The organism is Paraburkholderia youngii (assembly GCF_013366925.1).
Lineage (GTDB): Bacteria > Pseudomonadota > Gammaproteobacteria > Burkholderiales > Burkholderiaceae > Paraburkholderia > Paraburkholderia youngii.
On sequence record NZ_JAALDK010000004.1, the window covers coordinates 91,196 to 105,749 of the forward strand.

Sequence of the window (14,554 nt, forward strand, 5' to 3'; positions counted from 1 at the left end):
TTTGCGGGGAAAGCTTTGTGGCGTCCTGAATGCGAACGAAGCTGGGAAAGATAATGCGAAGAACGGCCGAAAAGCAGGGCGCGGAACAGTAACGCATGGCGTTCACATGACATCGTGTTCACGTGGCAACGCCGCGGGCTTTGTCACGTTAGAGAGAAGACAAGGCAATGCTGGCAGGGGCGATCAGTCGCTCAAAAAGGTTTTGTCGCAATAACGCGGTCAAGTAAAATCCGCCGACGACAACGCATGAGAAGCATGATGACAAAGACGAAGACGCCATGCAAGAGGCTGCCCGCTGGCATTGGCAAGGTACTGAAGCGGCTGCACTACCCGCTGGACGTGATCCTGCTGTGCGTCCGGTGGTACGTGGCGTACTCACTGAGCCTACGAAGGCGTTGTCACGTTGAGTTCCTGGCGACACAGTAGTACAAAGGAAGCACGTCCGCTCAGAAAGCGGACGGATTTTGGGTGACCTCAGTGAAGCGATGCCATGCTGCGAACCGTTCGCTGAGTTGTTTTCGATAGAGAGAGGCGCGCAGGGCATTGTCACGTTGCTGCTGGGACGGAACGGCCGCGTAAAATGGCGCGATGAAAAATGCAAAATCTCTGTATCACGGGCACCGCTTCCCGCCGGCGGTGATCGGCTGTGCGGTACGCTGGTACTTCAGGTTTCAGTTGAGTCTGCGCGATATTGAAGAGTTGCTATTCGAGCGCGGCGTCGTTGTCAGCCACGAGACGATCCGGCGCTGGTGCGACAAATTCGGCAAGGGCTTCGCTCATTGCATCAAGGCTGCTCGCCGTAAGCCCGGCGCCACATGGCATCTCGACGAAGTGTTTGTTTCCCTGCGTGGTGAACCTTATCTGTTGTGGCGGGCGGTCGACCAGCACGGCGCCGAACTCGATGTCTTGCTGCAGAAACGGCGCGACAAAGCGGCAGCCAAACGGTTTTTCAAACGGCTTCTCGCCGCATGTCCTGAGGTGCCACGCAAGATCGTCACCGACCAGCTGCGTAGCTATCCCGCCGCGAAAGCCGAGATCCCCGAGCTGGCGAACGTCAAACATGTCTTCGTCAAAGCCAGCGCTCGGTTGAATAACCGAGCCGAAAACAGTCACCAGCCCACACGTGAGCGGGAGCGTCGCATGCGTGGCTTCCGCAAGCCTGGGCGTACGCAAGTCTTCCTGTCGAACTTCTGGCCGATCCGGCAACACTTCGCGCTGAAGCGCCATCTACTGCGCGCCTCTCTCTATCGAAAACAACTCAGCGAACGGTTCGCAGCATGGCATCGCTTCACTGAGGTCACCCAAAATCCGTCCGCTTTCTGAGCGGACGTGCTTCCTTTGTACTACTGTGTCGCCAGGAACTCAACGTGACAACGCCCTTAATGTGACAACGCCCACTGAAGAGCTGCGCGGCCAACTGGCCGCTGCCCAAGCTGAACTGAAGCACACCGCACTTCAGCATGCCGACGTGCTCGACGCGCTGCGCACCGAGCTCAGGCTTTCACAGCAGCAGGCTGAAAGCGCAGTGCAGCTGCACCGCGACAGTACGGATGAGCTGGCCCGCACCCGGTCGTTATTACAGGACGCGCTGCAACGGGTCGAGCGTGCCGAGGCCGAGGCCCAGATCACGCGCCAACTGATCAACGAGCTGAAAAGGACGCCGCCGACCCGGACGGCATCGAAACAGAAAGCGGGGTAACCGTACCGGCGTCGCCCGTGCGCCGGGCAACTTCCAAAGGCCATGCCGCAAACGTTGGCGCGTAAAATAGGCAGCCATCGCGGGCAACGGATGCCGGGAGGTCATGACAGGGACAGGAAGTCAACGTCTTACTCATCTCTGCCTGCTCACGCGTTGCCGTCATCGCTGGTCGAACATGTATGGATGGGTCACGGATGTCGTCAGTTTTTTATGACCGGGCGCAGATCGCGCGCTGGCTGGATTCCCGCACGCTCGCCAAGGCGCGTGATTACGTCCACGCGGTATCAAAGCTGCGCTGGCAGGACAATGTACTCAGCGGCGAGGTGCAGGGGACTGCGCGTCGCCCCTATACGGTGGATGTGCAGTTTTACGACACAGCGGATGGCCTGTGGGCCGAAAGTGAATGCTCGTGCCCGGTTGGATACGACTGCAAGCACGCAGCGGCGCTGCTGATTGCAGGCCTCGAACGCATGCCGAAGCCCCAGCCAGACGTACGTCATGAACTCGTCAGCTGGCTGGAAACGTTTCGTGCCGAACTGGCGACTACCGCGCCCAATGCAAGGAAGGCGGCCTCGAAACCGCCCCATACGCTCGCCTATGTGCTGGGCTGGTCGCGCTATCACCAGCGCCATGAAGTGCAACTCTTCAAGGCGCGCCGCAATGCCGACGGCACGATCCGCTCGATCGACGATGCGTGGAACAATGTCGAGGCCGCCCTCATCAAGCCGCCGAAATTCGTCACGGACGATGATCTGACGATCCTGCGTGGACTGTGGCTGGGTCGCTGTCGCGAGGACTATGGCAGCTTCGTGTTGCGCGGCTCAACCGGGGCGGATGTGCTGCAGAAGCTGATCGTGACCGGTCGCCTGTTCGCCGCAGTGAGCGCGAATCAGGGCGCATTGTCCACGCCTGTGGCGCTGTCCCAGGGCGATCCTCGTACGGGACAGATCGAGTGGCAGCCCCAGGCAGACGACCATCTGCGACCTGTATTGCGAACCGGGCCACTAGCCACGCTGCTGCTGGCAACCGAACCGCTCTGGTACGTCGACGCGCAGGCGGGTGTCGCCGGCATCGTGCAGTTGCCGTCGCAATCCCTGACATCGCAGCAACTGGCCACGTACCTGTCGATGCCGCCGATCTCGTTGGCTGAAGCACCGCTCGTGGCCGCCGTGCTGCGCGAGATTGCCCCCGATCTGCCGTCACCTCCGGCACACGACGCATCGGCCATCCGGGTGATCGACACCGAGCCGGTGCCGCTCCTGTCGCTCGACACCCGCTCGGTGTATTCCGCGAGCTTTGGCAAATATGACTACCACAGCGGCGTGCTGGATTTCGCGACCGTCGGTTTCGACTATGACGGGGTTTGCCTCAACGCGGATAGTGACGCGACCCTGGTCTCGCATCCCGACGGTGGCGTTGTTCAGCTCAGGCGGCGCCCTGATGCCGAGAAAAAGCGGCTGATAGAGTTACGCAAGACCGGGCTGCAGAAGATCCCCGCCAGTCGCGTACAGAGTATGCAATCGCTTCCCGATGCGATGCTCGGGCTGACGGAGCCCGATGCGTGGTACGCGGTCGTGAATGACGTGTTACCGGTGCTGCGCGGCAAGGGCTGGCGCGTCACCATGACCGCTGGGTTCCGCTTCAACGTGATCGAGATCGACGCCATCGACGGGACGGCGCACCACGCGGGCGACGGCTGGTTCGATCTGGAAATGGGGATCACGGTAGGCGACCGTACGGAGCGCCTCGAGCCGCTGCTGGCGGAACTGTTCCGGCGCGACCGGCGCTGGCTGTCGGGCGAACTCGATACGATTGCCGATGACGAAATGATCGAGCTGAGAACCAATCGGAGCGAACGGCTGCGCCTGCGCGCCGACCGGCTCAAACCGGTCGTGCGGATACTGGTCGATCTGTTCGAGTCTGTTGGAGAAGGTTCCCTGCGGATTTCCGAACTGGATGCCGGCCGCCTCGAAGCACTGAACGATACGGGCCGCTGGCAGTTCCACGGCGATGCGTCAATTCGCCAGCTCGCGCAGCGCCTGCAGGCCGGACCAGGTCTGGCCGAGGTACCCGTGCCGCGCGGATTGCAGGCTGAATTACGCGCGTACCAGCATCAGGGCTTAAGCTGGATGCAGTTCCTGCGCGAGCACAACCTGTCGGGCGTGTTGGCCGACGACATGGGACTCGGCAAGACCGTGCAGACACTGGCCCATGTGCTCGCCGAAAAGGAGGCAGGTCGTCTCGAGCAGCCCGCGCTGATCGTCGTGCCGACCACGCTGGTCCACAACTGGCGCGAGGAAGCGGGACGTTTCGCGCCCGACCTGAAAGTCCTCGATCTGAACGGGCCCGAGCGCCGCGATCGTTTCGACCAGATCGGCGAACACGATCTCATCCTGACGACCTACGCGCTGCTGTGGCGCGATCAGGCCATCCTCGCGCGGCATGACTATCACCTGCTGATCCTCGACGAGGCCCAGTACGTCAAGAACGCCACGACCAAAGCGGCAGCTACCATCCGCGAACTGCGCGCGCAGCACCGCCTGTGTCTGACCGGTACGCCACTCGAAAATCACCTGGGCGAGCTGTGGTCCCAGTTCGATTTCCTGCTGCCCGGGTTCCTTGGCAGCCAGAAAGATTTTACGAAGCGCTGGCGCACGCCGATCGAGAAAGGCGGCGACACCGTGCGGCGCGAGCTGCTCGCACGCCGAATCCGCCCGTTCATGCTGCGCCGGCGCAAGGATGAGGTTGCGACCGAACTGCCGCCGAAGACAGTCATCGTGCGCACCGTGGACATTGAAGGTGCGCAGCGCGATCTGTATGAAACGGTACGCGCCGCGATGCAGGAAAAGGTCCGGACCGCCGTTGCCGCACAGGGACTCGCCCGCAGTCACATTATCGTGCTCGATGCGTTGCTCAAGCTGCGTCAGGTCTGCTGCGATCCGCGCCTCGTCAAGCTGGAGAAAGCGGCACAGGTCAGGGAATCAGCCAAGCTTGACCTGCTCCTCGAAATGCTCCCGGAACTGATCGACGAAGGGCGCCGCGTGCTGCTGTTCTCGCAGTTCACCGGGATGCTGGCGCTGATCTCGGCGGCGCTCGAGAAGGCCGCCATCCCATACGTCATCCTCACCGGCGACACCACCGATCGCATGACGCCCGTGCAGCGCTTCCAGCAAGGGGAAGTGCCGCTCTTCCTGATCAGCCTGAAGGCCGGCGGTGTTGGTCTGAACCTGACGGCAGCCGACACCGTGATTCACTACGATCCGTGGTGGAACCCCGCCGCGGAAAACCAGGCGACGGATCGTGCGCATCGTCTCGGCCAGGACAAGCCGGTGTTCGTCTACAAGCTGATCGCCGCCGGCAGCATCGAGGAAAAGATCGTCGCGCTGCAGGAGAAGAAGGCCGTGCTGGCCGACAGCATTCTGTCCGAAGACGGCGCCGGCGCGGTCAAGCTTTCAGCCGACGACCTCGATGCGCTGTTTGAACCGATTCCGGATGTCTCGCCGGCCGCAGCGGCCCGTCCGCGCGCCAGGACCGGGACGCAGGGCCGATGATGTCCAGTTTCTCTGCAAATTCCATGACCCCAGCCGATTTTCCGATCCCCGCACAAGCCAGCCACCGCCTCACCATCGCCCATGTCGAGGCTGCGCTCTCGCGCTGGCGTGAGCGCAAACCGGTCACGCTCCACACCACGACCTCCCCGGCCGAAGCCCTCGCCGAACTGCGCGCGCGAATGACGGCCCGTCGTGAAACCACCATCCGATGGATTGACCTCATTTATGTGGAACGCCACGCCCTCGGTATCCTCTATCCGCATCCGGTCGGCAGCGCCTGGCCGGGGTTACCACCTGACTGACGCTGCCATCAACTTCCAGTCGACCCTTGCGGTATTCAAGGCCCTGCGATCGGTCAAAATTTTCTCTTTGACTCATTGAATTACAACTGATTGCGGGTTTCAAGCAGACTGAAGTTGCATTTGATCAGTAATGCATATGTTTCATGAAATGCATGAGTTGGCAAGACAGGCAACGCGAAGCGGAAGTCTGATTTGCGAAGTGATCGACATGGTAACGACGCGCGCGGCCATGGCGCAATGCGCCGGCGAAGTAGCGACAGGCCGCCCTGAGGGCCGCGATCAGCTGCGGCAGTAGTCCCTCAGGTTGATCATCGTGTAGGCGAGCGTCTTGAGCGCGTAGTGCACGGCACTGATGCGTTCGAAGCGCAGCAGCAGGGGGCGGAAGGTGTCCTCCCAGGCGAACACGCGCTCGATGGTGCTGAAGCGCTCCGCGAAGATGGCCGCGTCGAAATGCCGTCTGCGACCGCGCTTCGGTGCCTTGCGCCCACGCGGGTTCTCGGGAATGTTGGGCCTCATGCCGCGGTTGAAGATCGCACGGCGGTTTTCGCGGCAGTCGTGGACGCCATCCAGACTGACGGTTGAGCCCTGCAGGTTCGCACCAATGGCGCGCGCTATGGCGGTGAGTTTGGGCAGCGCGTCACGCAGCAGGGGTGATTCGTTGCGATTGCCCGGCGCCGTCACGAATGGCGCGATGATGTTGCAGTTGCGATCGCAGAAGGCCACCACCTTGTCGCCCTTCAGATGCTTGTGCCCGCTGTCGCCCAGGTTGTCGCCGCCTTTCTTTGCCGCTGTGGTCGTGCCGTCGCCATGGATGTTCGCGAGGTCGGGGAGCTGGTCCCGATGCAGTTGATCGACCGAGCCCGCGAAGACCCGGTCGATGCTGCCGTCAGCCTGCCAGCGTCGCATGATCCGGTAGATGTGGGTGTGGTGGATTTCAGGCAGCCCCTTTGCATCCGTTTCGATCGGCAGCATCTTCCATTGACACCCCATATAGAGCGCCTTCAGGACGTAGTTGAACATCCTCTGTAACGGCAACGTCGGCGGCGGGCCGCGCCGGCCCCGGCTCAGGTGCGGCAAGACAAATTGCCCGAACTGCGCTTCACTCAATTTCGTGGGAATCGCCTGCCGGCCATGGTTTGTAGCCATTTTCGCATCCGCAAAGCCCTCACTTTAACCGCTCCCCCCTCGCCAGCTCCGAAAGCCACCCCCGGTGGGGCTCGCAGACAAATTCGGCCCCTTCGGAAAACCCGCAATCAGTTGCATCACTTCATTCTACCGCCGCTTTACCGTCAACCTGACAAAGCCTTGTTAAGAAATACTATCCACTACATTCAAAAAAATTTACTAGCGCGCAATTTTTCTTCTGTCTACGCTCGGCTCTACTCGCTGGCAATAACGAAGCCTTGAGGCTCCGTACGTCACACAGCGAGTTTGTAATGGGAGGCTCCATGCCGAAACACAGGCTGATATTAGCGGTGCTCGTTTTTTCCAGCGCGACAGCGAGCGCGCAATACGATGGCGCTTACTACACGTGGCGCCATGGTGACCGGCTAACATGCGGGCCTACTGCACCCAATCCGTCTTGGCAACGCGTTGACGGGCCATACTTTGACGGCGACTGCACGCAGAAGCTGCCGGTGCGACCGGCTGCGCCGGTGCCAGCCAGCGCAGCTTCAGAAGGGATGAGCGAATGAAAAATGCCGTCCTGGTCTACGCATTGTGTGCCGCCGAGTTCTTCCTCGACGGCTGCGGTGGTGACGACAACGTTGTATCTGCCACTGCCGTCGCACACCTTCCTCGTCGACCAGTCCGGACAAGCTGACTGCTGTTGGGCCAACCAGCCCCACTCAACCCACGAACACCCCGCTCGACCCTCCAGCCTCGCTTATCCCGCCGTCCAACCCAAAACCGTTTCCAGCACCGTCGCATCTGACATATGCTGGTTGCATGAATACCGGCGCCACATTCTCGTACGAGGAACGGCGGAAACCTGATGTACCTACATTCGCGCGCGCAATACTCGTATAGCGTCGAACCGCCCTTTATCTGCATCATCGATCACAACGATGGCGCGCGCTCCGTAACCAATGACGCCGAGCGCGTCATCGCCGATCTGGTCGCCGATGGCTTTCGCGTTGATGAGTACGTCATCATCTATCAGGACAGCGAGGGCGTATGGGATCGCATGCTGACCGCAGACGGCGCCTTCCTCTGCTTTGAGTCTGTCTGCGAGTTAAAGAGCAGGCGAAGCGCGTCATCAATGGCGAGGCGCCGTATAGCCCGTCAATCTGAGGGGCGGCAGTGGTCTGTTTCTCGGAGCCCGGCGGCCCCGATATCAAAAGGGAAGGGTCTGAAACATGACAACGAAGACGACAACCATTAGCGCGAAGCCGGTCTATCTCGACCTGCATGCGGCGGCGACATTCGTATCGCTATCGGAAGCGATGATTCAAAAGCTGGTGCGCGAGAATGAGTTCCCGCCGCCGCGCAAGATATCCGCGAATCGGGTGGCCTTTCATGCTTTCCAACGGCGTCGTCTATGCAGACCTCGCCTCGGTACCGACTACTTCAGCCGGCTCGACACTGGCAAAACCATCCAACGCCTGCTCAAGCGGCTTGCCGATCTCGGCTACAACTCGCAACCGGCCCCTTCCTCATGAGCGCTTCTTACCAGCAACTGGTTGCGTGTTTTCAAAAACGAAAACGCGCAACCAGTTGAAAGTCATACTGCCTGGGCGGTATTAGAGAATCACGCGGACATCAAAAAAACATTTTATATCTATGTGATGGGCGATCGGTGCCATGATGGCAGCAATCCCATAGGGCCTGCAGTCTCGATCTTTGCTTGTGTGCGCACAGGGGGTTTTCGGGATTAGACAAGGGTATGACGCGTTTGATTGGCGAGAGTGCGATTCTCCGGTTCCGTCACCTCCTCGCAACACACGGCTTGGCCGCGTGATACGCACGCTGGTCAATGAGATCCTGAGCGAGCAAGGCTTGATGCTGAAGGCAGGGTCGGCGGTCGATGCGATCTTGATTTCGGCACCCAGTTCGACAAAGAACGGCTCTGATACACGGGGCCCGGAGACGCACCAGATGAAGAAGGAACCAGCAGCAGTTTGGATAGACGAAGGCCCCGTATCGAGGGTTGATGAAGAGCACCGGGCAGATCACGACACTGTTTGCACTGGCCAACCGTTGAACGGCGCGCAAGGCTTTACGCGAAACGTGAAAAGCCCATCGGTCTCGGCAAACGGAGGTCGTCATGCTTCGAAAGCCGGGCGACCACCCTGCCAACAAACTCTTACGACTGATATGCCGCAAGTGGCAAAAGATCAGCGCTCTGAAAACTAGCGGCTGAGCGACGCAGACCGACGAGTGGTATGGGTGACTGCGTGGCGCTGAGGGAGTAAGGTGGCTCCGGTCGAGCCGGCTGGGACAAGCCCAACGATGTACGAGCTCGAAGCTCGATGGGGTCCGAAGACTCCGTGGAAGCACCACTGGGAATACCCCGCGTTCTCGGCGTGGGGTCGTTTATTAGCGGGGTGGGCGGCATGAAACACTGGCGAGTGCCTTGGTTCGGAATGCGAACCATCTCGCATGCGTCCCATCAGCTCGAGTCTCCTACCGGACACCGCACAATTTTTGCCAATAACCGCTCGTTGAGCCATGCTCATCATCGCCGACACCTCCGCCGTTTCACGCTCGCGTTACAGATCGACCTTGTGCATATGGTCAGCCGCACCCTTGATCCCTGTCGATACGTATCGCGCAATCGTTGCTTGCAGCCCGAACGACTTCCTTCCGCCGGTACGATGGCGGCTCTAAGCGTCGATCATACCGACACACAGGCTAAAGCGATGTATAAGGCAAGGTCGATCGCATTGCTTCATGTATTTCTTGTGGGATCTCTGTTTCTAAAGCCAGCATTCGGTCAGGAACGACTCTATACGAATGCCGACGGTAGCAAAACGGACAGCCTGGAGTAAGCCGCCAAATCTTGGGGCAACGATAAAGAATTCAAGGCGAGCTGGTCGGCTGGCGCGATGAAGGCGCAATACGCGTATGCGATGGGGTTTACCGGAAGAGGCATAAAAGTCGGGGTGCTGGATTCAGGCGTCGATACGACACATCCCGAACTGTCAGGACCTCGGATCCATCCTGTGTCTACTATCGGTACATACTATGAAGACGGGTTCCAGTTTTATGCCGACGATTCGACGATCCCGGTCAAGAAGGGTGACGTATTCAATGTTCCCGGATCGCATGTCGATGATGTGAATGACTCGCATGGAACCGAGGTAAGCGGAGCCATTGGTGCCGCACGAGACGGCAAAGGAATGCAGGGTGTCGCGTTCAATGCAGATGTTTATGTCGCGAACACCAATGGGACCGACGACAATCGTGAACATGGCTCCAACCGCCTAGACTACGGTTACTTTACTGCTGCCTATGATTCCTTGGGAAAAAGTGGTGTTCGTATCGTCAATCAGAGTTGGGGTCAGAGTTCTCCCATTCCGGCAGAGAATCTGACAGACAATGTTGACCAGTTAAAAACCGCGTACAGGGATTCGCTAAACGCGCGCGCGAAGGTTCGAAAACTTGGATAGATGCAGCCGCAGAGGCCGCCACGAAATATCACTATATTGAAGTTATTTCCGCGTCGAACGACCCTCAGAGAAATCCGGATGTGCTGGCCGCGTTGCCATACTATCGTCCGGAAATTGAAACGGACTGGTTAGTCGTGTCCGGTTATTCCCGCAACAATGGGCAGGTTTATAACCAGTGCGGTGTTGCAAAATGGTGGTGTCTCATGGCGCCGACCGTGGCGATGGCCCCCAAAGCTGGAGGCGGCTATGACCCCCGCTTCAACGGCACATCCGCGTCTGCTCCATACGCCTCCGGTGCGCTTGCGCTTGTCATGGAGCGTTATCCCTATCTGACTAGCGAGCAGGCGTTGACGGTATTGCTCACGACTTCGCAAGAGATGGTTTCGGATCCCAACAAGGTCGACCCTTCGAAACCGCTCGATCAGCTTCCCTACGACAACAGTGGTAGTTACGGCAATCTTACTGCATTGATCCCGGGTAATACGCACGTGCCCAATGCGGTGGCAGGCTGGGGGCTCCCAGATCTACAGAAGGCAATGAACGGCCCCAGCCAGTTGCTGGGTCGGTTCCATGTTAATTTGCCTTCTGGCATGTCGGATGTATGGTCGAACGACATTTCGGACATTGCACTCGCCGCGCGTCAGAAAGAAGACGCGGCAGAGCATCAATCGTGGCTCGATACGCTGAAAACGAAGGGCTGGACGCAGGGACTGCCCTCGAATGCGAGCGACAGCGACAAGACAGCGTACGACATCGGCACCGCGCGCGAGTCTGCTTACCAGACACGTGCCTATGAAGGTAGCCTGACAAAGTCAGGCAGTGGTCTGCTGACCCTGTCGGGGAACAATACCTATCGCGGGTTACTGTATCTGTTGTGGCGGGCGGTCGACCAGCACGGCGCCGAACTCGATGTCTTGCTGCAGAAACGGCGCGACAAAGCGGCAGCCAAACGGTTTTTCAAACGGCTTCTCGCCGCATGTCCTGAGGTGCCACGCAAGATCGTCACCGACCAGCTGCGTAGCTATCCCGCCGCGAAAGCCGAGATCCCCGAGCTGGCGAACGTCAAACATGTCTTCGTCAAAGCCAGCGCTCGGTTGAATAACCGAGCCGAAAACAGTCACCAGCCCACACGTGAGCGGGAGCGTCGCATGCGTGGCTTCCGCAAGCCTGGGCGTACGCAAGTCTTCCTGTCGAACTTCTGGCCGATCCGGCAACACTTCGCGCTGAAGCGCCATCTACTGCGCGCCTCTCTCTATCGAAAACAACTCAGCGAACGGTTCGCAGCATGGCATCGCTTCACTGAGGTCACCCAAAATCCGTCCGCTTTCTGAGCGGACGTGCTTCCTTTGTACTACTGTGTCGCCAGGAACTCAACGTGACAACGCCGCATTTCCCGGTGGACGTGATTTTGCTGTGCGTACGATGGTATGTGGCGTATTCGTTGAGTCTGCGTGATCTCGAAGAGATGATCGCGGAACACGGTATCGAGGTCGATCATTCGACCGTGCACCGATGGGCCATCAAGCTGGTGCCGTTGTTCGAAAAAGCCTTCCGCAAGCACAAACGTCCGGTCGGCAAAAGCTGGCGTATGGACGAGAGTGTGTCACGAACACAACCGAAAGCTTGTGGTGCTGTACTGAAGATGGGAGTAGGCCTCCCGAAGCCGGCTTGCAGGAGCAGGCTTCAAACCGCCCGGTGCTGCTGCGTTCAAAAGACGTGGTGGTGAGCGACCGTGGAAAAGTCATCCATAAGGATGGCAGGTATGTGTTGAGAAGATGAGCGAAAGCAAACCGTTCGATGATGCGTCGTTAATTCGTTAAGGTGCTGTCAAAACTGGGGTCATTTCGTCGCTCCAGGATCAGTCAGGACGAGACCTGTTTACGGACCTGGCGGCAGCCGGCGTAGAGGCGGCATGAGCTCAATACAGGCTTCGGTATGGAACGTGAGAACCTTGTTGCGGATGGAAAGGGAAATGACAAATGGCGCTGTCCGCCAAACGGAAAGAAATGATGCCCCAACTGTTCTGAAAGGAGGTCGAATATTTCACCTATTCAGAGTTCGACCGCGTCAAGGGACGGAATTGATGTAGGAATGAGTTCATTCGATGTGTGGTTTGTCGGCATTGTCGCGTGTATGTAGTGGTGGCAATAGAAGAGACTTGACTTGCCAGGACGTGTCGTCGGTAATAGTGAAATTCGGATGCGCTGGTCTGTTATGCTCGAGTTTTTGACGAGCACAAGTCAATGCGTGAGCTCAACGACATTGACGGATTGTTCAACAGGTGCCACTTCGATCGCGGATATTTCCCATTGCTTGCGCTGGTACCTGCGGCACAAGCTCGGCTTTCGAGATCTCGCTGTGACGGCTGGGCGCTGTCTGTCGATGGCGCACACGACGATCATGCGCTGGGGCCAGCGCTTCACGCGGCCGTACGTCACACGGCGCGTTTTGTAAGGAAGACTCCATGCCAAAACACTGGCTAATATTAGCGGTGCTCGCTTTTGCCAGCGCGACCGCGAGCGCGCAGTACGATGGCGCTTACTACACGTGGCGTCATGGTGAACGGATAACATGCGGTCCTACTGCACCCAATCCGTCCTGGCAACGAGTTAACGGGCCATACTTTGACGGCGACTGCACGCAGAAGCTGCCGCTGCGACCGGCTGTACCGGCGCCAGCCAGCGCAGCTTCAGAAAGGACGAACGGATGAAAGACGCCGTACTTGTCTGCGTGTTGTGTGCCGCCTTGCTCCTTGACGGCTGCGGTGGTGACAACAACGTTGCGTCCGACACTGACGTCGCACCGTCCTCGACGGCCAATCGGGACGAGCCGATTTCCGTTAGCCCCAAAAACCCCAATCAACCCACGAACGCCCCGCTCGATCCGCCAGCCTCGCTCATTCAGTCATCCCAGCGCGAATCCGCCTCCCGCACCGTCGCACAAGCATACGCGGGTTGTATGAATACAAGCGTCGCGCTCTCGTACGAGGAGCAGCGGCTCGTCAATGTACTGCCGGGCAACACCACGCCGTTCGCTGAACAGATTCTCGCCGCATCGGGCTTCGATCACTTTGGTCCTGACTTCTCAGGGCGACTCTGCGAGGACGGCGCGATTCGCTCTTTTGACGACGCGGTGCGCATTGTAAAAATCGCTGGCGAGGGCTTATGGAATGCTGCTGTCGATCGCGTGCAGGGTCGTTCTGTCAGCGGCACACTACCGCGCAGCGACGACCGCATGCTGTACTGGGCGCGCCTCAAGATGACACGGGTACTGCGCCAGTGGGCCCCGCAGGTGACGCTCACGACCTTCGAGCGCGCACAGCTCCAGTGGGTGCTTGAACGCGCATCGCGTGGACAATACGCCATTCAGTTTGCGCCCGGGAAGGGAGTGAAACGAATTATCATCAGCGGCTTCGATCCGTTCACACTCGGTACGCCAGGAGCAACTCACTCATCGACCAACATCCGGACTGGCAATCCATCAGGAGCCATTGCGCTCGCACTTGCCAACCGCAGCATCAAACTGGTGGACGGCTCGACGGCATTAATCCAGACCTATCTGCTACCAGTAGATTACGATCCGTTCCGCAAAGGGATGCAGGAGCACACGCTCGCACCATTCTTTATCGGTGATGCACGGGTCGATGCGTCAATTACGATGAGTCAGGGTGATTATGGTGCTTTCTGGATCGAGAACTGGCACGGCCGCTATCACGCGGCCGCATTCGCAGACAACCTCGGCACGACGATTGGCAATCCGTTTGGCGCTCCACTGCTACCTGGAATGCAGGACGCGGACATCTATCCACCCGACGACGTGCTCAGCTACGATCCGCAGCCTTGGCAACTCGATCAGCCGGAGCAGTACACGACAACCACGCTACCTGTCGCGACCATCATCGGAGCGAATTCCGGCGCGGCCATTACGGAGCCGGGCAGCTCGCAGCCCGGCGGTTACAAAGTTGCCTGGCATACCAACCACGACGACTTCAAGGATTGCGGTAACTCAATCGAGACATCGTTCAACTCGGATACCGAATCACTGCCATATCCACCACCGACCAACCCAGTACCGCCCGCCGCAACGTCGTGCGCTTATCGCGGTGGGGGCGGCAATTATCTGTCAAATGAGAGTGGCTATCGCAACACACAGTTGCGTGACACGCTGAATCCGCAGCGCACGATCTTCGCGGGGCATCTGCATGTGCCGGTCATGACCAACTTCTCCGACGGCGACGACGGAAAGCTCAGCGACAGCCTATTCGAATCGTACCGGGACACGATTGTGCAGCAGGCAACCAATATCGTGACTGCGATAGCAGGAGCAATCCAGTAGCCCGCCGACCTACATGCTACGTGGGAGGGCAGTGGCAGTAAGCCCCAAGGCATTGCC

11 protein-coding genes and 5 pseudogenes are annotated in these 14,554 nt (G+C 59.1%); 14 read left to right on the forward strand and 2 right to left on the reverse strand.

From position 1 onward, the window contains the following. Positions 1–255: 255 nt before the first annotated feature. Positions 256–390: pseudogene (locus G5S42_RS42930) on the forward strand (IS6 family transposase); the annotation flags it as partial. A 56-nt stretch (positions 391–446) separates the two neighbouring features. On the opposite strand, the pseudogene G5S42_RS46145 reads toward G5S42_RS42930, so the two are convergent. Further along, positions 447–539: pseudogene (locus tag G5S42_RS46145) on the reverse strand (IS6 family transposase); the annotation flags it as partial. A 49-nt stretch (positions 540–588) separates the two neighbouring features. Here G5S42_RS46145 and G5S42_RS42935 point away from each other — a divergent pair. The 4 genes from G5S42_RS42935 to G5S42_RS42950 all read left to right on the forward strand — a co-directional run bounded on the left by G5S42_RS42935 (position 589) and on the right by G5S42_RS42950 (position 5,552). Next, the gene (locus G5S42_RS42935) at positions 589–1,323 is read left to right on the forward strand and encodes an IS6 family transposase (RefSeq protein ID WP_176112651.1); all 735 of its coding nucleotides are present in this window, start codon (positions 589–591) and stop codon (positions 1,321–1,323) included. Positions 1,324–1,384: 61 nt separating this feature from the next. After that, complete coding sequence (locus tag G5S42_RS42940) at positions 1,385–1,699, forward strand: hypothetical protein (protein WP_176112652.1); 315 nt, start codon at positions 1,385–1,387, stop codon at positions 1,697–1,699. Positions 1,700–1,893: 194 nt separating this feature from the next. After that, positions 1,894–5,250 (forward strand): DEAD/DEAH box helicase, encoded by a 3,357-nt coding sequence (locus G5S42_RS42945; protein WP_176112774.1) that lies wholly within the window; start codon positions 1,894–1,896, stop codon positions 5,248–5,250. 23 nt (positions 5,251–5,273) lie between these two features. Further along, a complete protein-coding gene (locus tag G5S42_RS42950) occupies positions 5,274–5,552 on the forward strand; it encodes a DUF3717 domain-containing protein (protein ID WP_176112653.1) in 279 nt (92 codons plus the stop codon). Positions 5,553–5,831: 279 nt separating this feature from the next. On the opposite strand, the gene G5S42_RS45040 is transcribed toward G5S42_RS42950, so the two are convergent. Beyond that, a complete protein-coding gene (locus tag G5S42_RS45040; protein ID WP_246392624.1) occupies positions 5,832–6,698 on the reverse strand; it encodes a transposase in 867 nt (288 codons plus the stop codon). A gap of 847 nt (positions 6,699–7,545) precedes the next feature. On the opposite strand from G5S42_RS45040, the gene G5S42_RS42965 reads away from it, so the two are divergent. The 9 genes and pseudogenes from G5S42_RS42965 (at position 7,546) to G5S42_RS43005 (ending at position 14,497) form a co-directional block, all read left to right on the forward strand. Next, the gene (locus G5S42_RS42965; protein WP_176112654.1) at positions 7,546–7,935 is read left to right on the forward strand and encodes a hypothetical protein; all 390 of its coding nucleotides are present in this window, start codon (positions 7,546–7,548) and stop codon (positions 7,933–7,935) included. Next, positions 7,910–8,212 (forward strand): helix-turn-helix transcriptional regulator, encoded by a 303-nt coding sequence (locus G5S42_RS45045; protein ID WP_246392625.1) that lies wholly within the window; start codon positions 7,910–7,912, stop codon positions 8,210–8,212. The genes G5S42_RS42965 and G5S42_RS45045 overlap by 26 nt, the downstream gene beginning before the upstream one ends. Positions 8,213–8,406: 194 nt before the next feature. Next, positions 8,407–8,657, forward strand: a pseudogene (locus G5S42_RS42975) (IS5/IS1182 family transposase); the annotation flags it as partial. 383 nt (positions 8,658–9,040) lie between these two features. Continuing rightward, complete coding sequence (locus tag G5S42_RS42980) at positions 9,041–9,541, forward strand: hypothetical protein (protein WP_176112655.1); 501 nt, start codon at positions 9,041–9,043, stop codon at positions 9,539–9,541. 57 nt (positions 9,542–9,598) lie between these two features. Further along, on the forward strand, positions 9,599–10,162 hold the full coding sequence (locus G5S42_RS45385) for a S8 family serine peptidase (protein WP_176112656.1): 564 nt from the start codon (positions 9,599–9,601) through the stop codon (positions 10,160–10,162). Then, positions 10,159–10,491, forward strand: a pseudogene (locus G5S42_RS45390) (S8 family serine peptidase); the annotation flags it as partial. The gene G5S42_RS45385 and the pseudogene G5S42_RS45390, both read left to right, overlap by 4 nt. A 261-nt stretch (positions 10,492–10,752) precedes the next feature. Continuing rightward, positions 10,753–11,493 (forward strand): DDE-type integrase/transposase/recombinase, encoded by a 741-nt coding sequence (locus G5S42_RS45055; RefSeq protein WP_376777366.1) that lies wholly within the window; start codon positions 10,753–10,755, stop codon positions 11,491–11,493. Between the two features lie 23 nt (positions 11,494–11,516). Then, positions 11,517–11,762, forward strand: a pseudogene (locus tag G5S42_RS43000) (IS6 family transposase); the annotation flags it as partial. Positions 11,763–12,868: 1,106 nt separating this feature from the next. Continuing rightward, positions 12,869–14,497: a PA0049 C-terminal domain-containing protein gene (locus G5S42_RS43005; protein WP_246392626.1), complete on the forward strand. Its 1,629-nt coding sequence runs from the start codon at positions 12,869–12,871 to the stop codon at positions 14,495–14,497. Positions 14,498–14,554: the final 57 nt, after the last annotated feature.